The 24,762-nt window shown below is 43.9% G+C and carries 20 protein-coding genes, 8 tRNA genes, 2 rRNA genes, 1 pseudogene and 1 riboswitch; of the genes and pseudogenes, 24 read left to right on the top strand and 7 right to left on the bottom strand.

Translation table 11 applies throughout. The annotated features are described in order from the left end of the window. From P6709_RS11500 to P6709_RS11455, 10 genes are all read left to right on the top strand, one after another. Nucleotides 1–180 (top strand): 23S ribosomal RNA (locus tag P6709_RS11500); the annotation flags it as partial. Nucleotides 181–465: 285 nt separating this feature from the next. Next, nucleotides 466–581: ribosomal RNA gene (rrf, locus tag P6709_RS11495) — 5S ribosomal RNA — on the top strand. Between the two features lie 5 nt (nucleotides 582–586). Further along, nucleotides 587–661, top strand: a tRNA-Asn gene (locus P6709_RS11490). 6 nt (nucleotides 662–667) lie between these two features. Beyond that, nucleotides 668–740, top strand: a tRNA-Thr gene (locus tag P6709_RS11485). Between the two features lie 13 nt (nucleotides 741–753). Beyond that, nucleotides 754–828 (top strand) — tRNA-Glu (locus tag P6709_RS11480). A 3-nt stretch (nucleotides 829–831) separates the two neighbouring features. Further along, nucleotides 832–907, top strand: a tRNA-Val gene (locus P6709_RS11475). 4 nt (nucleotides 908–911) lie between these two features. Then, nucleotides 912–987 (top strand) — tRNA-Thr (locus P6709_RS11470). Nucleotides 988–1,011: 24 nt separating this feature from the next. Then, nucleotides 1,012–1,095 (top strand) — tRNA-Tyr (locus P6709_RS11465). A gap of 65 nt (nucleotides 1,096–1,160) precedes the next feature. Then, nucleotides 1,161–1,235 (top strand) — tRNA-Gln (locus P6709_RS11460). Nucleotides 1,236–1,238: 3 nt separating this feature from the next. Next, a tRNA-Lys gene (locus P6709_RS11455) sits at nucleotides 1,239–1,311 on the top strand. A 268-nt stretch (nucleotides 1,312–1,579) separates the two neighbouring features. On the opposite strand, the gene P6709_RS11450 is transcribed toward P6709_RS11455, so the two are convergent. The 7 genes from P6709_RS11450 to P6709_RS11420 form a co-directional block, all read right to left on the bottom strand. Then, nucleotides 1,580–2,191 (bottom strand): precorrin-2 dehydrogenase/sirohydrochlorin ferrochelatase family protein, encoded by a 612-nt coding sequence (locus P6709_RS11450; RefSeq protein WP_278241057.1) that lies wholly within the window; start codon nucleotides 2,189–2,191, stop codon nucleotides 1,580–1,582. After that, nucleotides 2,172–2,927 carry a sirohydrochlorin chelatase gene (locus tag P6709_RS11445; protein ID WP_278241056.1) on the bottom strand — a complete coding sequence of 252 codons (756 nt, stop codon included), beginning with the start codon at nucleotides 2,925–2,927 and terminating at the stop codon, nucleotides 2,172–2,174. Before P6709_RS11445 ends, P6709_RS11450 begins: the two co-directional genes overlap by 20 nt. A gap of 18 nt (nucleotides 2,928–2,945) precedes the next feature. Beyond that, a complete protein-coding gene (cobA, locus tag P6709_RS11440; protein WP_278241055.1) occupies nucleotides 2,946–3,722 on the bottom strand; it encodes a uroporphyrinogen-III C-methyltransferase in 777 nt (258 codons plus the stop codon). A gap of 78 nt (nucleotides 3,723–3,800) precedes the next feature. After that, nucleotides 3,801–4,400: an adenylyl-sulfate kinase gene (cysC, locus tag P6709_RS11435; RefSeq protein WP_278241054.1), complete on the bottom strand. Its 600-nt coding sequence runs from the start codon at nucleotides 4,398–4,400 to the stop codon at nucleotides 3,801–3,803. Nucleotides 4,401–4,410: 10 nt separating this feature from the next. Beyond that, on the bottom strand, nucleotides 4,411–5,559 hold the full coding sequence (gene sat / locus P6709_RS11430) for a sulfate adenylyltransferase (RefSeq protein ID WP_278241053.1): 1,149 nt from the start codon (nucleotides 5,557–5,559) through the stop codon (nucleotides 4,411–4,413). 17 nt (nucleotides 5,560–5,576) lie between these two features. Continuing rightward, nucleotides 5,577–6,656, bottom strand: a complete 1,080-nt coding sequence (locus P6709_RS11425) for an inorganic phosphate transporter (protein WP_278241052.1) — start codon at nucleotides 6,654–6,656, stop codon at nucleotides 5,577–5,579. An 18-nt stretch (nucleotides 6,657–6,674) separates the two neighbouring features. After that, nucleotides 6,675–7,385, bottom strand: coding sequence for a phosphoadenylyl-sulfate reductase (locus tag P6709_RS11420; protein WP_278241051.1), 711 nt, complete (start codon nucleotides 7,383–7,385; stop codon nucleotides 6,675–6,677). A gap of 86 nt (nucleotides 7,386–7,471) precedes the next feature. Then, nucleotides 7,472–7,578: riboswitch (SAM riboswitch) on the bottom strand. Nucleotides 7,579–7,853: 275 nt separating this feature from the next. On the opposite strand from P6709_RS11420, the gene rocF reads away from it, so the two are divergent. The 14 genes and pseudogenes from rocF (at nucleotide 7,854) to P6709_RS11350 (ending at nucleotide 24,733) form a co-directional block, all read left to right on the top strand. Continuing rightward, the gene (gene rocF / locus P6709_RS11415; RefSeq protein WP_278241050.1) at nucleotides 7,854–8,756 is read left to right on the top strand and encodes an arginase; all 903 of its coding nucleotides are present in this window, start codon (nucleotides 7,854–7,856) and stop codon (nucleotides 8,754–8,756) included. Between the two features lie 252 nt (nucleotides 8,757–9,008). Then, nucleotides 9,009–9,572 (top strand): RNA polymerase sigma factor SigW, encoded by a 564-nt coding sequence (gene sigW, locus P6709_RS11410; RefSeq protein ID WP_278241049.1) that lies wholly within the window; start codon nucleotides 9,009–9,011, stop codon nucleotides 9,570–9,572. Between the two features lie 14 nt (nucleotides 9,573–9,586). Continuing rightward, on the top strand, nucleotides 9,587–10,219 hold the full coding sequence (locus P6709_RS11405) for an anti-sigma factor family protein (protein ID WP_278241048.1): 633 nt from the start codon (nucleotides 9,587–9,589) through the stop codon (nucleotides 10,217–10,219). Between the two features lie 192 nt (nucleotides 10,220–10,411). Continuing rightward, complete coding sequence (gene cdaA, locus P6709_RS11400; RefSeq protein ID WP_278241047.1) at nucleotides 10,412–11,251, top strand: diadenylate cyclase CdaA; 840 nt, start codon at nucleotides 10,412–10,414, stop codon at nucleotides 11,249–11,251. Continuing rightward, nucleotides 11,244–12,647: a CdaR family protein gene (locus tag P6709_RS11395; RefSeq protein WP_278241046.1), complete on the top strand. Its 1,404-nt coding sequence runs from the start codon at nucleotides 11,244–11,246 to the stop codon at nucleotides 12,645–12,647. Before cdaA ends, P6709_RS11395 begins: the two co-directional genes overlap by 8 nt. 52 nt (nucleotides 12,648–12,699) lie before the next feature. Then, nucleotides 12,700–14,049 (top strand): phosphoglucosamine mutase, encoded by a 1,350-nt coding sequence (gene glmM / locus P6709_RS11390; protein WP_278241045.1) that lies wholly within the window; start codon nucleotides 12,700–12,702, stop codon nucleotides 14,047–14,049. 495 nt (nucleotides 14,050–14,544) lie between these two features. Then, a complete protein-coding gene (gene glmS, locus P6709_RS11385) occupies nucleotides 14,545–16,347 on the top strand; it encodes a glutamine--fructose-6-phosphate transaminase (isomerizing) (protein WP_278241044.1) in 1,803 nt (600 codons plus the stop codon). 295 nt (nucleotides 16,348–16,642) lie between these two features. Continuing rightward, nucleotides 16,643–18,196: an RNA-directed DNA polymerase gene (locus P6709_RS11380; RefSeq protein WP_278241043.1), complete on the top strand. Its 1,554-nt coding sequence runs from the start codon at nucleotides 16,643–16,645 to the stop codon at nucleotides 18,194–18,196. An 84-nt stretch (nucleotides 18,197–18,280) separates the two neighbouring features. Next, a pseudogene (locus tag P6709_RS11375) lies at nucleotides 18,281–18,520 on the top strand (cyanophycinase); the annotation flags it as partial. Nucleotides 18,521–18,646: 126 nt separating this feature from the next. Continuing rightward, nucleotides 18,647–19,846, top strand: coding sequence for an MFS transporter (locus P6709_RS11370; protein ID WP_278241042.1), 1,200 nt, complete (start codon nucleotides 18,647–18,649; stop codon nucleotides 19,844–19,846). 77 nt (nucleotides 19,847–19,923) lie between these two features. Further along, on the top strand, nucleotides 19,924–20,760 hold the full coding sequence (locus tag P6709_RS11365) for an arylamine N-acetyltransferase (protein ID WP_278241041.1): 837 nt from the start codon (nucleotides 19,924–19,926) through the stop codon (nucleotides 20,758–20,760). Nucleotides 20,761–20,783: 23 nt separating this feature from the next. After that, complete coding sequence (locus P6709_RS11360; RefSeq protein WP_278241040.1) at nucleotides 20,784–21,056, top strand: hypothetical protein; 273 nt, start codon at nucleotides 20,784–20,786, stop codon at nucleotides 21,054–21,056. 344 nt (nucleotides 21,057–21,400) lie between these two features. Next, complete coding sequence (locus P6709_RS11355; RefSeq protein ID WP_278241039.1) at nucleotides 21,401–22,453, top strand: endo-1,4-beta-xylanase; 1,053 nt, start codon at nucleotides 21,401–21,403, stop codon at nucleotides 22,451–22,453. A 15-nt stretch (nucleotides 22,454–22,468) separates the two neighbouring features. Continuing rightward, nucleotides 22,469–24,733 carry a glycosyltransferase gene (locus tag P6709_RS11350; protein ID WP_278241038.1) on the top strand — a complete coding sequence of 755 codons (2,265 nt, stop codon included), beginning with the start codon at nucleotides 22,469–22,471 and terminating at the stop codon, nucleotides 24,731–24,733. Nucleotides 24,734–24,762 lie beyond the last annotated feature (29 nt).

Here is a 24,762-nt window from a genome sequence, read left to right as displayed (position 1 = left end):
GGTAGCTATGTGCGGACGGGATAAGTGCTGAAAGCATCTAAGCATGAAGCCCCCCTCAAGATGAGATTTCCCACACGCAAGTGGTAAGATCCCTGAAAGATGATCAGGTAGATAGGTTCGAGGTGGAAGCATAGCGATATGTGCAGCTGACGAATACTAATCGATCGAGGACTTAACCAAATCGAAAAAGGTGTAGGCGACTGCCAAGCTTTGAGAGGCGTTGGAAGCTCGACTGACGTGACGCATTTTGTCACAGCAGGCGAGGTGAAACGACCGAAAAGCTAGGAGCCGAAACTGGATTCAACATGGTGATTACTCGAAAACGCAGCGTTTGTTTTGATGTCTTATCCAGTTTTGAAAGAATGAGCAGCATAGTTACTGCGTTTTTTATTCTTTCTTGCAACTTAGTATTGAATTTTGAGGCAAAATTGGTATAATAGTTTTTGTCCAAGGCAATAGTAAGCGTCTAGTGATGATAGCGAAGAGGTCACACCCGTTCCCATGCCGAACACGGAAGTTAAGCTCTTCAGCGCCGATGGTAGTTGGGGGTCTCCCCCTGCGAGAGTAGGACGTCGCTAGGCAATGTTCCGCAGTAGCTCAGTGGTAGAGCTATCGGCTGTTAACCGATCGGTCGTAGGTTCGAGTCCTACCTGCGGAGCCAATTACTGCTTCCATAGCTCAGCAGGTAGAGCACTTCCATGGTAAGGAAGAGGTCGCAGGTTCAAATCCTGTTGGAAGCTTAATCTTTTTATCGGCCCGTTGGTCAAGCGGTTAAGACACCGCCCTTTCACGGCGGTAACACGGGTTCGAATCCCGTACGGGTCACCAGATGGAGAATTAGCTCAGCTGGGAGAGCATCTGCCTTACAAGCAGAGGGTCGGCGGTTCGAGCCCGTCATTCTCCACCATCTTGCCGGTGTAGCTCAATTGGTAGAGCAACTGACTTGTAATCAGTAGGTTGGGGGTTCAAGTCCTCTTGCCGGCACCAGTTTCACTTTATGTATACACATATGGAGGGGTAGCGAAGTGGCTAAACGCGGCGGACTGTAAATCCGCTCCTTCGGGTTCGGCAGTTCGAATCTGCCCCCCTCCACCATTTTTTTTACTTAATTGATTCATGGCCTTTATCGATTTTGGGCATACTTAAGTAAATTGACTCATTGGGCTATAGCCAAGCGGTAAGGCAACGGATTTTGATTCCGTCATGCGTTGGTTCGAATCCAGCTAGCCCAGCCATATGAGCCATTAGCTCAGTCGGTAGAGCATCTGACTTTTAATCAGAGGGTCGTAGGTTCGAATCCTACATGGCTCATCATAAAATCTCTCATCCTCATGTGATGAGAGATTTTTTTCGTTTAGAAAAGAGGCTGGGACAAAAAATGTCTCAGCCTCTTTGATCGGTTCGCTGCACTCCAGGCGGACGCAGGGACGGCGCTGAGCCTTTCCAGGACGTTGCCCTGTAAAGACTCAGCTTGCCGTCATCTCCTGCTGGAGTAGCCATCTTCGGCTCCGCTCACCTCTTACTAGTAATAATTACTGTCTCTATTTTAAAACTTTTTTAAAGTTTTGTGCCAACCTCTTTACTTTTTCATGGCATATAACTCATTCCATTTTTTCTTTTGTTCTTCTTCACTTATGCGATAGGGGTCTTCAAGGAGTTCCCACAGAAGGTCGCTTTTTTCTTCAAATGAAAGAGGAAGCTGCTTGATCAGCTCTCGGCATCGCTTTAAAAAAGCAGTATAGGGTTCCCAGCTGGAGTCAAATTGTGCTTCAAGCTCTTTTTTTAGTTTCCGTGTCAGTTTTGGGCTTGACCCATTCGAGGTCACGGCTACCTGCAGATGCCCGCGTCTGATCGTTGCGGGGAAAGTAACATTGCCTTCTTCAAATTCATCCACTACGCAAACGAGCTGGTGGGAGGGAAGGGATGCAGCCAGAGCGTGATTGGCCTCTCGGTTATTCGTTGCGAGAATCACGAGCACCGCTTCAGCAAAATCAGATGGTGTGGCTTTTCTGTAGATAAGCGTATAATTTTTTTCTTCTGAAAGCTGAATGACTTCTTCAGACATTTCTGGTGCAACAAATGTAATCAAAGCATTTTCCCCATGGAGGACCCTGGCTTTTCTAGCCGCAATCCTTCCGCCGCCGGCAATAACTACTTTTTTTTCAGTGAGATTAATGATTAACGGCTGCATAAGGCGCTCCTTGTGTATTGGCCCGGTCAATGACAATCTGCTGGATTACCTTGTGTTTGGCTAATGAATCGGTACAGGAAATCTTATACCCAAGCTTTTGGTTCCGCTTCACTTTCTGCTGCACTTCACTTAACAAAAGACCGCCAAACAATAGATAAGGGACAACGATGATCCGACCTTTTGCTTTTGCAGTAATCATTTCCAGCCCCTGGTCAAAGGTAGGTTCTATCGCTGCAAGATAGCATACATCTATATCTGCTATGCCAAGTCTTGTTTTGATCCCGGCTGTTATTTGTTCAAACGCAATGCGGGTCTGCGGATCACTGCTTCCTCTGCCGACAAGTAAAATAGAATCCGATAAAGAGATGGAATCATTTATATGGCGTTTGACGAGTTCTGCTATAGCATCCAGAATCACTTCCTGAACACCTAGGGCATCTGCAGTTGTGATGGATATGTCAGGATAGCGGTTAAGCAATGGTGCCAGTTCATTTGGTATGTCCTGTTTAATATGGCCGGCTGTGAGGAGGAAAACAGGCACTATTTTAATCTCCGTGGCTCCTCTTTCTACACAGCGGCGGAAGCCCTCTTCAATAAAGGGTTCAGTAAGCTCTAAAAAGCTTATTTCCTGTATGGGCGCGTTTACGTGTTCCATGACTGCTTCTAAAAATTGCCTGGCTTCCTCTGCCCCTTTTTTGGATCTGGTGCCGTGTCCGATGTATAGAATGGCTTTCATCATCATTCTCCTTTTTTATTACCCGTGTACAGCTGGCAAATGTGGAGCGACCTCTTCTTTAAACCAGTTCAGGTTGTGATGGAGCTTTACGACTTCTCCAATAATAATCATGCTGGGATTTGAAATGCCGGATTCTTTGACTTTTTCCTCAATATCAGAAAGTGTGCCTGCTACTGTCTGCTGCTCTGAGAGGGTTCCCCAATGGACGAGAGCAATCGGAGTATCAGGTGATTTACCGTGCTGCATCAGATTGCGGCATATATCCGGCAAATGAGAGACGCCCATGTAGACACAAATCGTGTCCACTGCCTGTGCAAGATGCTGCCATTGATGTTCAGCTTCGCGGTCGCCTGCCTGGTGACCGGTAATAAAGGCGAAGCTCTTGCTTAAGGTACGGTGTGTTACCGGTATTCCGGCATAGGCAGGAGCGGCAATACCCGCTGTAATTCCGGGAATAATTTCATAAGGTACATCGTTTTTTGCACATTCTTCAGCTTCTTCACTGCCGCGGCCGAATACAAAAGGATCGCCGCCTTTTAAGCGGACAACGTTCAATCCCTTCTTAGCATATTTAACAAGAAAGTGGTTGATGGTTTCCTGCTTCATCGTATGATAATGCGGAAGTTTTCCGCAATAAACCAGCTGTGCATCAGGTTTTGCAAAGTCGAGCAATTCGGGATTCACGAGGCGGTCATATAGGATCACATCGGCCTGTTGAAGATAGCGCATGCCTTTGACCGTAATCAATTCAGGATCACCGGGACCTGCTCCTACTAGAAATACTTTTCCTGTCATCCTTTTTCTCCCCTTTCCTTATTTAAATTTCCGTGTCTTTTTAGCTTTAGGACAATTTTAACATATTACAGGGCGTCTTTAGAGGATTGATTTTCTTCGTAAATAATCCAGCACCTGATTTACGGATTCCTCCACCGTCGTCTGGTCTGACCGTATAGTGATTTCCGGTGCAGATGGTTTTTCGTAGGGGGAGTCGATCCCGGTAAAATCTTTAATTTCGCCTCTGCGTGCTTTTACATACAGCTGCTTAGGATCACGCCTCTCACATTCATCCAGAGGGCAGTCGATGAAAACTTCAATAAATTCATCCCTTTCAAATAACGCACGCACTTGATCCCGATCGGATTGAAAGGGGGATATGAAGGCAGTCGTGACCACCTTGCCGCTGTCCACGAAAAGTTTAGCGACTTCTCCAATTCGGCGAATGTTTTCAGTACGATCTTCATCTGTAAAACCGAGGTCTTTATTAAGCCCGTGCCGGATATTGTCCCCGTCCAGTACGTATTCACTGATTCCATGCTTATATAATGCGGCAGAAACAGCATTTGCGATCGTGGATTTGCCTGAACCTGAAAGGCCTGTAAACCAGAGTGTGCAGCTGCCGTGCGCATGTTGAACACGCCGGTCGAGCTTCGTAATGGCGGCTGAATGCCAGGTAAGATTCGTTGATTTTGTCATGCTTTCCCTCCTATGAAATGGCTTCTTGCCTGATTCCTTCTATCAGTACATTGACTACTTCTTTTCGGCTGAAAGTGGAAGGGGGGAGTTCGCCGGCCCGTAACATTTCCCTGACCTTCGTTCCCGAAAGAATGACTCGGTCTTCTTTTCCGTGCGGACACGTTTTATCTGAAGCCATTCCTTCACACTTGTTGCAGTAGAAGCTGTGTTCAAAAAAGAGCGGTTTGATGCCAAGTTCTTCTTCTGTGAACTCGCTGAAAATATGCTGGGCATCATACGTTCCATAATAATCCCCAACCCCTGCATGATCCCGTCCTACAATAAAATGGGTGCACCCAAAATTTTTGCGGGCAATGGCATGGAAGATGGCTTCTCTTGGCCCTGCGTATCGCATAGCAGCGGGATACACTCCGAGCTGAACACGTTCCTTTGGATAATAATGATCAAGCAGCACCCTGTAGCTTTTTAAGCGGATATCTGCTGAAATGTCGTCTGATTTTGTTTCCCCAACTAGCGGATTTACAAAGAGTCCATCCACTGTTTCAAGTGCCGCTTTTTGAATGTATTCATGAGCACGGTGAATGGGGTTGCGGGTTTGAAACCCGACTACTGTTTTCCAGCCTTTTTCTTTAAATAAAGAACGGGTTTCTTTTGGCTTAAGCCATACATCCCCAAACACTCCTTTTTCAGGGTGCTTAGTCAATACCACATCGCCTCCAACATATACAGGGCCGCGCTCAAATAGCCGTTTTACGCCTGGATGAGCGGGGTCGTCTGTTTTATATACCTGAAGAGCTTCTTTTTTTAAATCGGGGGTGAACCATTCTGAAACTGTTATGACTCCGTACGTCTGGCCATTGTGAACCAGCTCAATTTGTTCTCCCTTTTTTAACGTTTCTGCATAAGCGGCGGAAACAGGAAGCGTAATGGGGATGGACCAGACTGTGCCATTTTTCAAACGCATATTCCGGACGACCGATTCATAATCCTCTTTTCCTAAAAACCCGGTCAACGGACTGAATAAGCCGACACTGATCCCTTCTAAATCGCTTAATGAAATACTGTCAATTTGAAGCTCCTTCTCTATAGGCGATAAATCCTTCGTTGGTTCATAGGCTTGAATGAGGGTTCCTCCATGAGGCTCAGGCAAGTATGTCATTTTACATCACCATTCCTTTATCGTTTATTTTCTGCTCCGGCATCAGCCGGGATGGTTAAGACAGGAGCCGGACGTTTTAATAAAAACAGTACACCCAAAACCGAGATAATCACTCCGACCAATGCGACGACGGGGTAAAAATTCTGTTCAATAAGCAGTAAGATCATCGTATAAGATAACACCATCGACAGAACCGGCGATACGACCCAAACGGTGAGCATCTGTACGACAATTGATTTTTTTAACACCGCTTTTCCATGCTTGGCAAAACCGATGCCAATAATGGAAGAAGTCGTGATTTGTGTTAAGGGAACCGGAATTCCAAACAGGGAAGCGGCTGTTACAATGCTTGCCCCGGTGCCTGAAATCACACAGCCTTCTTCAAGCTTGAGGGATGTGATCTTTTTTCCGTTGGTCTCCATCACGCGGTGGCCAAGAAAAAGTGCGCCGAGTGCGACAAACAAACCGCCCCATAAAATTCCGTCGCCTGTGGTCAATAAACCGGCTCCGACAAGAGGCCCCACTGCATTTGCGACATTATTCATTCCTGCTGAAAAAGCTTCAAATAAGCCCATAACAATTACGGCAGGCGCTAAATATTTTGCTGCATTAGGCTTTGCTATCCAGCTCTTTACTTTTTTCAATTCCAGGCATTTTGCAGCGGCAATCGCAATGAAGAATGCTGCAACGGGTGTCAGCAGCCAGAAGGACATAATCCATAAAAGCTTTCCGAAAAATACAGAGTGGTACACGATCCCGGCGCCCACAACAGATCCAACAGCTACTTCGCTGGTGGAGAGCGGGATGCCAAAGATATTTGCTAAAAATAACGAGAGGGCAGCGGATGCCAGCACGATCACCGCAATGGTCACAGTAAACGTATCGCTTGGAACGATGCCGCTGCCGATGGTTTTTACTACTTCCCCACCACCGAGCCATGCGCCAAAAAAGACCGTTACAGCGCATAAACCAAGTGCAATTAACCGGCTTTTAATGACACCCGAACCATAGGCAATCCCCATGGTCGCGGCTGCACCGCTCGCTCCGATGTTAAAAGCAAAAAACAGTCCGATTGAGATCGCGATGACAGAGAGCATCGCACCGACCTCCTTTCATTAAGTATGCAAGCCGCATTCTGTCTTGCTGTTTTGCTGCCATCTGCCGGCGCGGGAATCTCCGTCTGCTGACACGGCACTTGTACAGGGGAAGCAGCCAATGCTTGGATATCCTTGTTTATGCAGTGCATTGAAGGGTAAATCATGTGCCTCAATATATGTCCAGACTTCTTCCCAAGTCCAATGGATAAGGGGACAGATTTTAATGTTTTGAAATTTCTCGTCCTTGTTAAGAAATTCGGTATGTGCTCTTGTCGGCGATTGTTCCCGTCGCAGACCCGAGATCCATGCTTTCTTTGACCCCAGTGCTTCTTTTAACGGAAGAACTTTGCGGATATGGCAGCATTGATTCGGGTCTTTTTTCCATAAGGCTGAACCATAGGCTTCACGCTGCTCATCAAGGGTGAGTGACGGTTTTTTAAGCTCAATATTCAGGGTTGGAAAACGCTCCTTTATTTTAGCGATGACGTCATAGGTTTCCTGAAAATGAAGGTCGGTGTCTAAAAAGACAATATGAGCATCAGGTTGTACTCCGGCAATAAGATCAATCAATACAACCGCTTCCGCCCCGAAGCTTGAAGCATACACAATGTCCGTTTCCGTATAAGCTTTATACGCCCAGGTCAGTACTTCTTTTGCCCCTTTTGTCTCCCGGTCAATGATGAAGGCATCCGAACATGGCTTCCATTGTTCGTAGCTGACAGCATTCATATGCGCCGCTCCTTTCCTTTATAGAAGGATAAGATTCAATAAAAAAACGCTTTTCCATTAAGGAAAAGCGCATGATCTATGTCTGCACCTTATCTTCCAAAATGGCTTTCATTTTGCTGGAATTGGCACCTTGCAAAAATAGCAGGTTGCCGCGGCATCGACGGGCCAGTCCCTCAGCCGCTCTGGATAAGCTAGTTATGAAGTTGTTGAGAATAATCCTACCATACCACTATGAATAGTCAACCTTAAATAAATAGTAAATTTAAAATATTTTTAAATTAAGAATATAGACCCAGCTATTTAGCTGCTCTCTTAAAGTCCTTTATATCCTCCCTAAATACTATGATTTTCTTTTACACTATGTTCCTGCCGCATATATATGCATGACTCTGCTTGGTTGAGTCACTTGTGGTGAAAGCGTTACAATGACAGTGGTTAAAAGAAATAACGTTAAGGGGGATCCGTTTTATGGAAAAGAAAAATATTTCACTCATTGGAGTACCGATGGATTTAGGGCAGATGCGAAGAGGCGTCGATATGGGCCCGAGTGCAATCCGGTATGCTGGTGCGATTGAACGTTTGGAAAATCTGGGTCATAAAGTGGAGGACCTCGGCGATATCCGCATTGACCAGCCGGAGCGTGTACATACTGCGGACACCAATTTGAGGAATTTAGATGCAGTGGTAAAGGGCAGTACAGAACTGGCTCAAAAAGTAAAATCCGTGAAAGATAAAGGAGATTTTCCGTTGATTCTCGGCGGGGATCACAGCATTGCAATTGGCTCACTTGCCGGAATCAGTCAGCGCTACGATAATCTTGGCGTCATCTGGTATGATGCGCATGGCGATTTGAATACAGGGGAAACTTCACCATCCGGAAACATCCATGGCATGCCGCTTGCAGTAAGCTTGGGCATCGGTCATCCTGATCTTGTGAACATTTTGGACTACACGCCAAAAGTCAGACCGGAAAATATTGTGATTATCGGTGCACGGTCTCTTGATGAAGGAGAGCGGGAGCTGATAAAAGAAAGAGGCATGCGCGTCTACACGATGCATGAAGTCGATCGCATGGGTATGACCCGTGTGATGGAGGATGCGATTGAGTACTTAAAAGAAAAAACAGACGGCGTTCATTTATCTCTTGATCTCGACGGGTTAGATCCAATGGATGCACCGGGAGTGGGAACACCGGTTATTGGCGGAATCAGCTATCGCGAAAGCCACCTTGCGATGGAAATGCTGGCGGAATCAAATATCCTGACGTCAGCTGAATTTGTGGAAGTGAATCCTATTTTGGATGAAAAAAATAAAACAGCACGTGTGGCAGTTGCCTTAATGGGTTCTTTATTTGGTGAAAAACTGCTGTAATAAAAAAAGCTGGCCTGCGGGTCAGTTTTTTTTGTATATTTTCTGAAAAATCTTCTGTGCTTTTTGTAAAAAATGGGATGACTAGGGTCTTTTGTAGCTGTATAATCAAATAGGTATACATCGACACAACAGTCAGAATCCAAACTGCATACATACATTTATATTACAAAAATATTTCAAATAAATTGTGTGAAACCTTTTGCGGACAAAATACGTACATAGGGTAGAGCCGCTGAAGCGGAGGTAAGAGAAATGGAACTCATTGTGAAAAAGAGAATAAAACAGGTACTCAAAGGTGATCAGAATGCATTTGGGGAAATCGTGGAACTATATAAAGACAAAGTGTTCCATGTTTGCTACCGAATGCTGGGCAATCGGCACGAAGCTGAGGACATTTCTCAGGAAGCGTTTATTCGGGCGTACACAAATATTCATACATTCGATATTGACCGTAAGTTTTCCACCTGGCTTTATCGGATCGCCACTAATTTGTGCATCGACCGCATTCGCAAGAAAAAGCCCGATTACTTTTTAGATGCTGAAGTAGCTGGTACGGAGGGGTTGACGATGTACTCCCAGATTCAGACGGATGAACCGCTGCCGGAAGAAGAAGTGGAGTCAATGGAATTACAGAGCTCAATACAAAAAGAAATTTCGTTGCTGCCTGATAAATATCGTACCGTGATCGTTTTAAAATATATTGAAGAACTCTCACTGAAAGAAATCAGTGAGATTCTGGATCTGCCGCTTGGCACCGTCAAGACCAGGATCCACCGGGGGCGCGAAGCACTCCGAAAGCAATTAAGAACATTGTAGAGAGGGTGAGTTCTATGAACACTTGTCCTGAAGAAATCGTGCACTTAATGCATGAATATCTAGATGAAGAGTTGTCATATGAAAAGGAAAAGGAGTTAAAGCAGCACCTTCAGAGCTGTGAAGCGTGCCGGACTCATTTTCAGGAATTAAAACGGACGATTGCTTTTGTACAAAGCACTTCTCATATAGCAGCACCAAGCGGCTTTACTCAAAATGTAATGAGCCGCCTGCCGAAGGAAAAGAAAAAAGCAGGAATGCAGAGATGGTTTCATAATAACCCATTTTTTGCAGCTGCAGCGGTCTTTTTAATTTTAATGGGCGGAAGTCTCCTCACAGCATGGAACAGCGATGATAAATTTGCTTTTACTAATAACGATAACGTTGTGGTAGAAGGCCATACAGTGGTTGTGCCTGAAGGTGAAGTGGTTAAGGGCGATATGGTCGTCCGAAACGGGGATCTGCGGGTTGAAGGTCAAGTAGATGGCGATGTAACGGTTATTAATGGAGAACGTTACCTAGCAGGCGCCGGCTCCATTACCGGACAGATTGAAGAAGTGGACCAGGCCTTTGAATGGCTTTGGTACAATATTAAATCAGCTTTCAATGAGCTGGGCGATATGTTTGAATCAGACGATAACAATGAGTAGCTGTTTTAAAGAGGATGCATCTGAACGTATTCAGGTGCATCCTCTTTTTTGTGCTGTCTAATAATTTTCCTGCTGCCGGGAGAGAATGCGGACTTACCGTATAAGGTGTGTTATAATGACATAGTTTAAAGCAAATTCAACGTTAATTTCCTGTAGTGGGAATGTTTCAAATACATTAGTGGAGGAAGTCATATGCCGTTTGCCGATCAATTCACAGATTTAGCGGTATTGGATCTTGTGATCAACGCAGTCGATATTTTACTCGTCTGGTTCGTGGTTTATAAATTAATCACTGTGATCCGCGGGACGAAGGCTGTGCAGCTCTTAAAAGGGATTTTTGTTATTGTCATCGTCCGGGGGCTCAGTGAACTCCTTGGCTTTAATACGTTAGCATGGATGATGTCCCAGGTTATGCTCTGGGGGGTTCTTGGGGTCATTATCATCTTCCAGCCGGAATTGCGAAGAGCCCTTGAACAGCTTGGACGCGGCAAGATTTTTGCCAGAGGCAGTCTCCAGGAAGATGAAGAGCGGGAACGTCTTGTAGAGGCGGTTACTAAATCCGTCAGCTACATGGCTAAACGGCGGATTGGAGCGCTCATTACGTTTGAAAAAGAAACAGGCATGGGTGACTATATTGAAACGGGAATTCAAATGGACTCCCATTTAACATCTGAGCTCTTAATTAATTTATTTATTCCAAACACGCCTCTACATGATGGTGCTGTGATTATTCAAAAAAGCCGGATTGCAGCGGCTGCCTGCTATCTTCCTCTTTCAGAAAGCCCCTTTATTTCAAAGGAGCTGGGTACAAGGCACCGTGCAGCACTTGGTGTAAGTGAGGTAACCGATAGCATCACAGTGGTCGTTTCTGAAGAAACAGGGGCGATTTCATTTACAGCCAACGGAGAACTGCAGCGCAATCTGGAGCTTGATGAGTTCAGCTCCCTGCTTCGCCGAGAGTGGTTTGGAGAAAGTGAAACCGCCGCTGCCTCGACGCGTTGGAATTGGAGGGGTAAAAAGAATAATGGATAAATTTCTGGAGAGCCGATGGTTTCTAAGAGGTTTTGCGTTATTAATGGCAGCAATTATGTTTGCGACCGTCAACAGTCCTGATGACCAGCAAAATGAAAATCCGAATCCGCAAAGTACAACAGAAGTAATCGAAAATGTACCGGTTGATACGATTTATAACCAGGATTCACTAGTCGTGACTGGCGTGCCGAGTTCTGTTAATGTATCCATTTCCGGTCCTTCACAAATTGTTGCGGCAACAAGAGGACTTAGAAATTACAGAGTTTTTGTAAACTTGAGTGAACAGGAAATCGGTACGCACGAAGTACAAATTCAATATGAAGGTTTTTCCCAGCAGCTTGACGTTACTCTGTCCGAGCCTTACGCAGAGGTTACAATTGATGAGCGGGTGACGGAAGAATTCTCCGTGGATACAGAATTTAGTGATAATATTATTCCGGATGGCTACGAGCTTGAAGAAGTAACGGTAAGCCCTGAGACCGTTGTCGTAACCGGAGCGAAAAACATTATTGATGCGATCAGGTATGTCCGTGCAACCATTAATGTGGATGGTGAAGTGGACGGGGAAGAGACCGTTCAATCAACCGTTCAGGTAATGAATGCGGATCTTGATAAATTGCCGGTTTCCATTGAGCCAGCTACAGTTGATGTTACTATCAGCGTGACGCAGCCAAGCAGGGAAGTCAGCATTGTCCCCATCCAAACGGGTACTCTTTCAGAGGGACTTGAGGTGGACGAGCTGACACTGTCAAATGACACCGTCACCATTTTCGGCCCGACGGATGTTATTGATGCGATTGAGGAAATAGAAGTGCCATTTGACTTAACCGGTATTGAAGAAAGCGGTTCGCGGATTGAAGTGCCAATCCCGATTCCGGATGGAGTAGGCGAGCTGTCCGATCCATCAGCCGCAGCAATCGTCACATTTACGACGGATCCGGAAGATGCTGCCGAAGCCAATGAGCCAGTTTCTGAAGAACCAGATCCGCCTTCAGAGGAGCCGGAGGAAACACCGGAGGATGCATCTGAAGAAGCACCAGATGATACAACGGATGAAAACAATGAAAACAATGAGAACGATGAAAATGCAAGTACAGAATCGAATACAGAAGAAGATAAAGAGCTGACTCTGTCGGCTCTTCCTGTCGAAGTAAGAGGTTCCGGCGATGATCTGCAGGCGGCGTTTCAAAATCCGCCGAGCGGGGAGCTTAATCTGCGTGTGACAGGCGAGTCAGACGAGGTGGAAGCTTTAACAGAAGAAGATGTGACGCTTTACGTAGATGCAGCGGAACTCGAAGAAGGCGAGCATGAAGTGGAAGTTCAAGTCGAGGGTCCGCCTGAAATGGTGTACGTGCTGTCTCAATCAAACGTCACCATTCAGCTATCACAAGCATAAAAAAACAAAAGACTATTGGATTAGGCAAAGATAAGAAGGAGCGATGAATGCAATGGGTAAATATTTTGGAACAGACGGTGTTCGTGGCGTAGCAAATGCGGAACTGACGCCAGAACTGGCTTTCAAGCTTGGACGCTTTGGGGGCTACGTGCTGACAAAAGAAACCACGAGACCGAAAGTACTAATCGGCCGTGATACAAGAATTTCAGGACATATGCTGGAAGGCGCACTTGTAGCAGGCCTTCTTTCAATAGGTGCAGAAGTGATGCGCCTTGGTGTGATTTCAACACCTGGAGTTGCATTCCTGACAAAAGCAATGGGTGCTCAAGCGGGCGTCATGATCTCTGCTTCGCATAACCCGGTACCGGATAACGGCATTAAATTTTTCGGACCTGACGGCTTTAAGCTTACAGACGAGCAGGAAAATGAAATTGAAGCGTTAATCGATGGGGAAAAAGATGAAACGCCGCGTCCTGTTGGAGGAGATCTGGGAATCGTTACGGACTACTTCGAAGGCGGGCAGAAATACCTTCAGTATCTGAAACAAACTGCAGATGAAGACTTTTCAGGTATTCACGTAGCACTTGATTGCGCACACGGAGCGACTTCCACACACGCAACACACTTGTTTGCTGATTTGGACGCTGACCTGTCCACAATGGGGGCATCTCCAAACGGCTTAAACATTAATGAAGGGGTTGGCTCGACTCACCCTGAAGCTCTTGCTGCCTTTGTAAAAGAGAAAAATGCGGACGTAGGACTAGCGTTTGATGGCGACGGCGACCGTATTATTGCAGTTGATGAAAACGGAAAGATCGTAGACGGCGACCAGATTATGTTTATCTGCGCGAAGCATCTGAAATCAGAAGCGCGTCTAAAGCATAATACGCTTGTTTCTACTGTTATGAGCAACCTCGGCTTTTACAAGGGGCTCGAAGCAGAAGGAATCACCAGCATCCAGACAGCTGTTGGCGACCGGTATGTAGTAGAAGAAATGAAAAAGCATAACTATACACTTGGCGGCGAACAGTCCGGACATATTATCTTCCTTGATTACAATACAACAGGAGATGGTCTGCTGACTGGGCTTCATCTTGTTAACATTATGAAGGTGACAGGCAAAAAGCTTTCTGAGCTTGCAGGTGAAATGGAAATTTTCCCTCAAAAGCTTGTAAATATCCGAGTAAGTGACAAGCATGGTGTAACGGATAACGATCGTGTGAAATCCGTTATTCAGGAAGTCGAAGCAGAGATGAACGGCAACGGCCGAATTTTAGTCCGTCCTTCCGGCACTGAGCCGCTTGTACGTGTCATGGCGGAAGCGCAAACGGCAGAGTTATGTGAATCATACGTAAACCGTATTGCAGAAGTCGTAGAAGATGAAATGGGCATTAAAGCATAATCACAAACGGCCGAGCATCAAAAAACCTTTGATGCCCGGCCGTTTTTTTGTATTCAAACTGTTAATCGGCCGTAACCCATGAAACAAGGAAAACTGCTAAACTAAACCTTGTGCTCATTTTACAAATTCTGTTGACGGATTTCCTTTTCATCGAGTATGATGTAGTATGTGTTAACTTTCCAAAAGAGGGTATACACAGGTTGGTTGAGCCAATAATAGAAAGGTGGATCGCAGGAGAACCACTTAATAAAAAGCGCCAGGACTGCCCGGATCACGTTCGGCAGTTGACGAGGAGGAGGAGCATCGAGTTTTCGGCGGATGCCTCCCGGCTGAATACTGCACAGTCGTATACCCGCACTTGAAATCATGAAGGCGACTTCGTGGACAAAAGAACGGGAATGCAGCCCAAAAAAATAACTAATTGAGAGATAAAGGGGGCCAAGTCGTCCCCTGACGACCTCTGGACCTCCTTTATCCAACAGGAGGAAAAGAATTATGTGTGGAATTGTAGGTTATATTGGATTAAATGACTCGAAGGAAATTTTGTTAAAAGGTCTTGAAAAATTAGAATACCGCGGATACGATTCAGCAGGAATTGCTGTGAAAAATGAAAATGGTGTTGCGGTATTTAAGGAAAAAGGCCGGATTGCAGATCTTCGTTCAGTTGTCGACAGCAGTGTGGAAGGATCAGTCGGAATTGGTCACACACGCTGGGCTACACACGGCGCACCAAGCCATGTAAATGCTCACCCGCATCAAAGTACAACAGCGCGTTTCACCCTTGTGCATAACGGAGTAATCGAAAACTACTCTCAGCTTAAGCGTGAACATCTTGCATCTGTTGAACTTGTCAGCGAAACCGACACAGAAGTCATTGTTCAGCTGATTGAAAGCTTTGTGAATCAGGGCCTTTCAACAGAAGAAGCCTTCCAAAAAGCATTGAAGGAACTAAAAGGTTCTTACGCCATTGCTCTTTTAGATAATCAGCAGGAAGACACAATCTTTGTTGCGAAAAACAAAAGCCCGCTGCTCGTCGGACTTGGAGAAGATTTTAACGTCGTTGCATCTGATGCGATGGCAATGCTTCAAGTAACCGATCAGTACGTAGAGCTGATGGACAAAGAAATGGTCATCGTAAAGCAGGATGAGGTAATCATTAAAAACCTTGACGGTGAAACGATGACACGTTCTCCATATAAAGCTGAGCTTGATGCAAGCGACATCGAAAAAGGAACGTATCCTCACTACATGCTTAAAGAAATTGATGAGCAGCCGCTGGTTATGCGTAAAATCATCCAGGCGTATCAGAACGATTCCGGTGAGCTTACCATTGACGAAGGCGTCCTGAATGCTGTGAACGCTGCAGACCGCATCTACATCGTAGCCTGCGGAACAAGCTACCACGCTGGACTTGTAGGAAAAGAGTTCCTTGAAAAAACAGCAAAAATCCCAACAGAAGTACATGTAGCCAGCGAATTTGTCTACAACACACCGCTTCTGTCTGACAAACCGTTATTTATCTTTATCTCTCAAAGTGGTGAAACAGCGGACAGCCGCGCCGTACTTGTACGCGTGAAGGAGCTTGGACACCCGACACTAACGTTAACAAACGTGGCAGGCTCTACGCTTTCCCGTGAAGCAAGCCATACACTGCTATTGCATGCAGGACCAGAAATCGCTGTAGCGTCCACGAAGGCCTACACAGCTCAAATTGCCGTGCTTTCCATCCTTGCAGAAGTAGCAGGTAAAGCAAAAGGCTTTGAAATGAGCTTTGACCTGGTTCAGGAGCTTGGAATCGTAGCAACAGCAATGGAAGCACTGACGGACGACAAAGAGGCATTTGAACAAATCGCACGCGACTTCCTTAGCGTGACACGCAATGCTTTCTTCATCGGACGCTCAATGGACTACCATGTGGTACAGGAAGCAGCTCTTAAGCTGAAAGAAATCTCCTACATCCAGGCAGAAGGCTTTGCCGGAGGAGAACTGAAGCACGGTACGATTGCTCTGATTGAAGAAGGAACGCCGGTCTTCGCTGTCACTACACAGGAAAATGTAAACCTAAGCATCCGCGGAAACGTAAAAGAAGTAGCAGCACGCGGCGCTCACACATGCACCATCTCCATGAAAGGCATGGAAGAAGAAGGCGACAGCTACGTGATCCCTCACGTTCACGAACTGCTAAGCCCGCTTGTTTCCGTCGTGCCAACTCAGCTAATCGCATACTATGCAGCACTGCACAGAGACTGTGATGTAGATAAGCCGAGAAACCTGGCGAAGAGTGTGACTGTTGAGTAAGTTGAGTTTTTAAGTGATTATGTAGTACATTAATGCCCTTTCCGTTACACTTATTATGAGTGCAATGGGGAGGGTTTTTTCTTTTTCCAGGGGTTATTTATGATACTGAAAAAGTTTAAACTTAATAATATAGATCAATTTTCCATAGGAAATTCAAATATTTGAAAGAAGGGTTAAATGTTATATATATAGAAAATCTGGTAAAAGTAAAATACCATTGTGAGCTATAGCAAAGGGTTTACTATTTATATATTAAATATGCACTTATAATAATATTTTACTAGTGGAGGTTTGTATGAAATTAGCCAATGAATCAATTTTATGGGGAATTGAACATATTTTTATGGACAGTGATACTGATTTGTTTCCTAAACCGGAAGAGATTAAGGTTATTTACAAAGATAAAGAACATGTAGCGAATGAGATAGCTAAAATTGATATAAGCAATTATGCTTGGAAACCCTGCAGAAGATTTATTATTCCAAAGTCTGAGTTATCTTATAGAGTAGCCACACAGCTAGATCCGTTGGATAGTATTTTATTAGCATCGATAATATATCAGTTCGGTCAAAACATTGAAAATAAAAGGATACCAAAAGGGGATCAAAGGGTATTTAATTATAGGTTTAATCCAAGTTCAGATGGATATTTTTATAATAATTATAATTCTTGGAATCAGTTTTGGGAAACGTGCAAGAACAAGGCTCAAAGTTATGAGTTCGCGATCTATGTAGATATTGCGGATTTTTACAACCAAATTTATCACCATACCATTGAAAATCAATTAATAAGTTGTGATTTTCCCAATCCAGCTAAGAAATCGATTATGAATCTCTTAGAATCGATCACTCAGCGGGTATCGCGGGGTATACCTATAGGCCCACACTCAGTTCATCTTTTAGCCGAGATGTCTTTAATACCAGTTGACAACAGTCTTTTAGCAAGAGGTATTGAATTCTGCCGATATTCTGACGACATTGTAATGTTTTGTAATGACCCTATAGAAGCAAAAAAACTAGTTTATGAAATGGCAACAATATTGGATAAACAACAAAGGTTAATTTTACAAAATCAAAAAACAAAAATATATTCTTCGACACATTTTATTAATTATTGCAATGAAAACTTAAAGGATAATCCTATAAATAAATTAGAAGAAGATATAACCGAAGTGTTGAAAGAATATACTTCAGGAGGCTATGGGGCGATTCGTGCTAAAACAATACCGGACAAAAAAATGGAACTTTTCACCAAAGAAAACCTTGCTCAATTATTGGATAAATACCTCCAACAAGATGAGCCGAATTATAGTAGAATTAGGTGGCTGTTTAGGAGGATTTCGCTAATTGGTACTCCTAATGCGATTGAATATGTGTCTAAAAATTTCACTAAACTTGTACCTGCTATAAGTGATATTTCTAGATATTTTATTTCAATAGCGAACAATCAAAATGTAAAAATGTATGATGTTGGAGAGGAACTTATCAATTTATTGGACACAGAAGTTTTTAAAGTTAATGAATTTTTTCAGATCTCAATTTTGAGTCTTTTTGCTAATACAATTCATTTCAATCATATTCAAAAAATTATAAGTAAGTATAATAGCTCGTCTGAAAATATAAAAAGGGAAGTTATTTTGTGTGCTAATATTTCTAATCAGACAGACTGGTTAAGAGAGTTAAAAGAAGACTACCCAAGATTAAATGTATGGAGTCAACGAGCTTTTTTAATAGCTTGTAGCAGTTTTCCAGCAGATGAAAAGAAATTTTATCTGCAAGGTATTAACAAAAATTTAGGTTCTGGAGATATACTTGAGAATCTATTGATTAAATGGGCAAAGTTAAATTGATTAATAAGAAATATCTGCAGGGAAAAGAAGGAGTTACACGTATAAATCATTAAATTCATGCTGAAGAAATTCGATTATAAATTTGAAATGTGCTCTGTTTACGAAGGAATTGGCCTTGATCACTTTTCCGTCCTTTCTCATTTTGATCTAGAAAATAACCTTGAGCTGGTTCAGGACGAACTGTCTTCTTTATCGGAAGAAATAGATATTTACGCGTCAAATAAAGATTGTGCTGTACGTGTACAAGGAAACAAGATCGACATACTGGGCGATGTGTTTTTACTTTCCAAGTCAAAAATTCATAAATTGGATGAGACGCTCTAGCTGAATCGTGATGCATGATGTTTAGGGTACAGGAGCTGGGCAGACATCGTCGGTTGAACATCCTGTTCCCCCCCCTCATTCCCCCTTGTTCCTATAAATCTGCTGCATCTTTAGGAGGCAATCTGTATGGCGGTTTTGCTTTTACTTATTATATATTTGGCTTTTATTAGTCTGGGGCTACCGGATTCAGTGCTAGGAGCAGCGTGGCCCGTCATGCAGCGGGACCTTGGAGTGCCTATAGAGACGGCGGGCTTGCTTTTTATGACGATTGCGGGCGGTACGATTATTTCGAGTCTTGTCAGCGGTAAAATCCTGAAAAGGTTTGGAACAGGGAATGTTGCTGCGTTCAGTACACTTTTAACCGCGGGTGCGCTTACCGGCTTTTTCGCTGCCCCTTCAATCAGTTGGTTATTTTTATTTGCTTTGCCTTTGGGGTTGGGCGCTGGAGCGATTGATGCCGGGTTAAATGATTACGTGGCAACTCATTATCATGCCCACCATATGAGCTGGCTGCATTCCTTCTGGGGTGTTGGGGCCACCATTGGACCCGTTATTATGGCGCAGTTTATTGCGGGAGAGCCGGCATGGAGAAATGGATATCTGGCAATTGCCAGCATTCAGTTTGCCCTTATGCTGATTCTTTTTGTCACACTCCCTTTATGGGGGAAGGTGAAGTCAAAGCCCTTTGCTCAAAAGGAAATGGCAAAAGAAGAGGTACACACGACGACAGCCAAACCTCTGAAAATAAGTGGAGTCAGGCTGGCACTAACGGCGTTCTTTTTCTACTGTGGAGTGGAAGCGCTGGTCGGACTTTGGGGAAGCAGCTTTCTTGTAGAGGTGAAAAACCTGCCGGCAGCCACGGCTGCAAAATGGGTCTCCTTTTATTTTGCGGGAATTACGATAGGCAGATTTATCACTGGGTTTATGACATTTAAACTAAGCAGCCGCACATTGATTCGCTCCGGCCAGGCACTTGCTTTAACAGGCGCGGGACTTCTTTTTCTGCCCCTGCCTGCCGCGTTCTCACTCGCCGGCTTTGTACTCATCGGACTCGGGCTTGCTCCCATATTTCCATCCATGCTGCAGGAAACGCCTGTCCGTTTTGGTCAAGAGCATTCACAGACCATCATGGGCTACCAGATGGCGTTTGCCTATACAGGAAGTACCTTTCTTCCGCCTCTTTTTGGGCTGATGGCAGCACATATAACGATTGACCTGTTTCCGGCTGTTGTCTTCATGTTTATAGCGGTCATGGTATTGAGCTCTGAAAGGCTGAATGCAGTGCTGAAGCGTATTTGGAAGCAGAGAGAAAAGGCAGTTGTTTAAGATTCTATTAAGCTAAATATACATAAGTCAGTGGCTGCAGCAGGGAAAATAACTAGGTGTTAGGAGTTGAATGGTCTATGCAGCAAATTTCGGAGGATGCAAAAAAGTACTTGCACGATTTAAATGTATCATTAGAGGAACCGTCTTTGCCTTACCTGGAAAGGATTTGTCATGCCCAGTTAAATACATTTCCCTTTGAAAACATAAGCAAACTAATTCTGTTTAAAAAGCATGGATATAATAGCTTTGATATTCCATCATTTAGTCATTTTGTTGATCATCATGAACAATACCAGTTTGGGGGAACATGCTATACCTTGAATTCAAATCTCATGAGGCTATTAAAAGAGATCGGATTTGAGTGTTATCACGTTATGCTTGGAGAAGAGCATATGGGGATTATTGTGGTGATTAATCATGAGCGATTTTATGTGGATGGCGGGGCTGCGGCTCCCTTCTTTAAACCGGTAAGTTTTGAAAGCGATTTTAGAAATATCTCATCTTTCGGCAAAGATGAAGTGTACTTATTACCAGAAGAACCAGGACAAAATTTATATAAATATATTCGTTATGCGAATGGCAGTCAAAGCGGGAAAACGTGGCATTTTCATTCCCGAAAGGAAGCGAAGGTTGAGGACTTTAGTGGAGTAATACAAAAATCGAATGAACCAGCTGCTCCTTTCATGACCATTTTAAGATGCCAGCTCTATCAAACGGATAAAAAAAGAAGTGTGTCATTAGTGAATAATAAGTTTGGCATCCGGTATTCAAACGGAGAAACAGTGGTTCGGAACTTATCAACGGTAGAGGAAATTTGCGACGTTCTTTCAGAGGAGTTTCAACTGCCGAAATTACCAGTAGAAGAAGCGATTGGTGTTTTAAGAAGAAATAAGATAGACATTTTTAAAGATTAATTCATCTATAAGGAGTGTTTATCGTGTCTCTTTGGATCATGCTCGTTTTTATAGTTGTTCTTAATGTCTCAGCGTTTCTTATATGTAAATCCAATCCAGTCAGATGGTTTGCATCCTCACTCATTGTGATGCTGCTGTTATCACCTATTGTTTTATTTGCATCTGCCCGTTGGATTGGTGAAGCGAGCGGGGACGGGATTGCCGTGGCAGCTGCTGGTTTTGTCTATGCGATTGCTACCTTTGTAAATGGACTGTTCTTTCTGTTTGCCGGTTTGTATCATAAATATAATCTTTAGAAAAAGACGAGCGTCTGGAATAAAGAATTCCAAGCGTTATTATTGTTCCTTCAATTAATAGACTCGATCAACCTCAACTGCAGCATTTGCCTATTACCACGGGAGTATGTACATATTCTGACCCACCGCCTCTAATAAAATCTTTCTCCATTCTCCAGTTATACATCACCTCATAACAGCAGCTGTATGGGCCTGCCTGAACAGATCATTTTAAATGGTCTGTTTTTTTATTGTCAAAACATTTCTAAATGCCTGTTTTAAATATAAGAAAAAGGGAATATGTACCTATCGTTTGTTTCTAATATAACCGGTTATGATGGTGATAAAAGAAAGAGGGGCACGGGGTGCAAAAGAAATGGATGCTTGCAATGGGATTGATTCTGTTTTTACTGGCAGGAGGCTGGCTGATGAATGACGATAAAAAATCATTAGCGGAACATGCAGATAGAACAGGACATTATATTGGATCTGCTGTCCGTTTTGAACCGGCTTTTCAAGATGAAAAATACCAGGAGATTTTATTGAGAGAATTCAATCATTTGACGATTGAGAATGAAATGAAAATGGCTGCGATTCATCCTGAAAAAGATCGTTTTTCATTTGACAGGACCGACGAACTGATTGAACTAGCAGAAGAAAATGACATGGAGATCCGAGGACATACGCTTGTCTGGGGAGAAGAAATACCTCAGTGGGTCTATGAACAGGCAGTGGATGAAGAACGTACAAAGCAAGTGCTAAAGCTACATATTCAAATGCTGGTTGAACGCTATAAAGGACGTGTAAATGAATGGGATGTGGTGAATGAAGCATGGAACGACGATGGGACCTTCAGAGAAAATTTCTGGTACCGGATGATGGGACCATCCTACATCCCCCTTGCCTTTTCCTGGGCGTCTGAAGCGGATCCCGAAGCTGTTCTGTACTACAACGATTATGGGATAGAAAAAGAAAATGTGAAGGCCGCATCTATGTTCAACTATTTAAACAAATGGAAGCGGGAAGGCTACCCAATTCATGGGATAGGTGTTCAGGCCCATTTGGATGCTGCGGATCCTGGAATTTCAATTGAGGAGATGAAGACTAACTTTGCAAAGTGGGGACAAGCAGGGTTTGTTACTGCTGTTACAGAGCTCGACATTAAGCTTCAGAATATGGGAGAACCGAGAAACGAAAGACTTGATACACAAGCTGAACTTTATGGTGACATAACAGCAATGTGCATGAAAGAGTCATCATGCCAGGGAGTCACCGTGTGGGGAGCAGGAGACGCGGAGAGCTGGTTGATCTCACAGGAGTCTGAAAAAGCCGAGCCATTGTTATTTGATGATAATTGGGTGGAAAAGCCAGCTTATCATGCTGTAAAAAAAAGTTTATTCAGTGCACGTTTTAAATAGATTGGAGGAAAAATAATGGCAGATACTGTTTGGCTTGTTTTGGCTGTTGAAATCATGGTTCTGTTTCTATTATATAGAGCTGCCAAAAGAGGAGGGGTGCACCGCCGCATCTTGCTTTCACTCTTTTTATTATTGAATGCGGTTTACTTGATTTGGAGAGCAGTTGAGACACTGCCTACATTTGGCATCATTAGTCTCGTATTGGGGATTTTACTGCTGGCCACAGAGATTATGGGGTTTGTGCAGTCCATTGTATTCACGATTCTTTCATGGAAACCATTCAGGCGGAAGCACATTCCTTTAACAGATCTTGATCAGCTTCCTTCTGTGGATATTTTGATTGCCACTTACAATGAACCGGAGGACTTGCTCAAGCGGACAATCGTGGCATGTACGATGCTCCGCTATCCGGAACATTTACTTCGTGTTTATGTTTGTGATGATGGGAAGCGAGAATCTGTGCGTGAGCTTACGGAGTCACTTGGAGCTAGGTATATTTCCCGCACAGGCAATGAACATGCAAAGGCAGGAAACCTGAATGATGCAATGTTAAAAACAAAGGGCGAAATTATTGTTACGATGGATGCTGATATGGTCCCGAAAGAAGAGTTTCTTGAACGGACAGTGGGTCATTTTAAAGATGAACATGTATCTTTCGTGCAGGCGCCTCAAGTATTTTATAATGCAGACCCTTTTCAATACAATTTGTTCTTTGAAGATAATATTACAAATGAACAAGACTTTTTTATGCGCAGTCTTGAGGAAGGGAAAGACCGATTTAATGCAACCATGTATGTTGGGTCAAACGCATTGTTCCGGAGGTCAGCGCTTGATGCAATTGGAGGGTTTGCAACAGGGGTTATTACGGAGGATATGGCAACTGGGATGCTTTTGCAGACGGGGAAACAACGCTCTGTTTTCGTCAACGAAACACTCGCAGTCGGTCTGTCGCCGGAAACGTATGCAGACCTTCTTAAACAACGGGATCGCTGGTGCCGAGGCAATATTCAAGTAGCAAGGAAATGGAACCCGATGACAATAAAAGGTCTAACCTGGATGCAGCGATTGCTGTATATGGATGGAATTAATTATTGGTTTTTCGGTGTTTATAAGATGATTTATTTGCTTGCCCCTTTGTTATTTCTGGTATTTGGCATTTATAGTCTGGATACAGAATTTTTAGCTCTGCTTGCGTTTTGGCTTCCTGCTTTTATATCCTCACAATTAGCCTTCAGGCTGCTGTCGGATCAAAAACGAACGGTGCTCTGGAGTCATGTATACGAAGTGGCATTGGCACCTTATATGGCCCTATCTGTTTTGACGGAATCTTTTTTAAAGAAAAATGTAAAATTCAATGTAACAGCAAAAGGGATTCAAAGCGAAAAAAGACAGTTTTTATGGCGTGTAAGCATTCCCTACTTTGTACTGATTGGATTTACAGCCATGGCATTTGCTCAAGTAAGTCTCCATCTATTCACGCCATTGGAGATCTATGAAAATAACGATATGCTTTATATTAATATATTCTGGATTCTCTACAATCTTCTTGCCCTTGTACTTGCACTGATGATCTCGGTGGAGAGACCGCGTTTTCGTGGAGCGGAGCGCCATAAAGTAGATCTTAATGGGATGATCCGCGCAGGAGGACAGGAGTTTGAATGTGTGATTAAGGATATGAGTGAGACAGGATTTCGCTTTGAAATTACTCATCCAAATGCGGAAAAATGGCTTTCAAAAGAACAAAACTTTTTATTAAACGCAGGGGAAATTAAGGACCTGAATTTTGAAAAGCTTTGGGTGAGCGATTCCCGCGGGGGGCCTCTCAGTGCTGGAGGGAAGTTTAATTCGATCGATCTAAACCAATATCGAAGTATCGTAAAAATTCTATACTTAACGATGGTCGATCGCTATACAAAAAGGATCTACAATCGTTCTTCTATATGGAGAGTATTTGTTCAGTTCACCCGCGGAACAGAGTATCGCCCTAAACGTTTTGAGAGGTCAGCAGTCAGGGAAATGGTTTCCATCCCTGCGTCCTTATCGCTCGAGGATGGAGAAGTGAAGTCAATTATCACGGATTACAGCATTGGCGGCTGCAGAGTAGAACTCAAGCGAACACGACGCATAAAAGCAGGTGACAGCGTTGAAATTCACCATACAAATGCACAGCTCGCACTTGATGAAGGGCGTGTTCAATGGGTGCAGCAGCGGGGACGCAAAACACTAATCGGAGTACAATTTATAGCGGATGTACAGTATGCAGCATCTTCGACTGGGTGAGTTAATATAAGAGACGCACAATACATAGA

The organism is Jeotgalibacillus sp. ET6 (assembly GCF_029667115.1).
In the GTDB taxonomy this organism is placed as follows: domain Bacteria; phylum Bacillota; class Bacilli; order Bacillales; family Jeotgalibacillaceae; genus Jeotgalibacillus.
The sequence above is the reverse complement of the archived record's forward strand: the minus strand, read 5'-3'. Positions and strand labels throughout refer to the sequence as shown.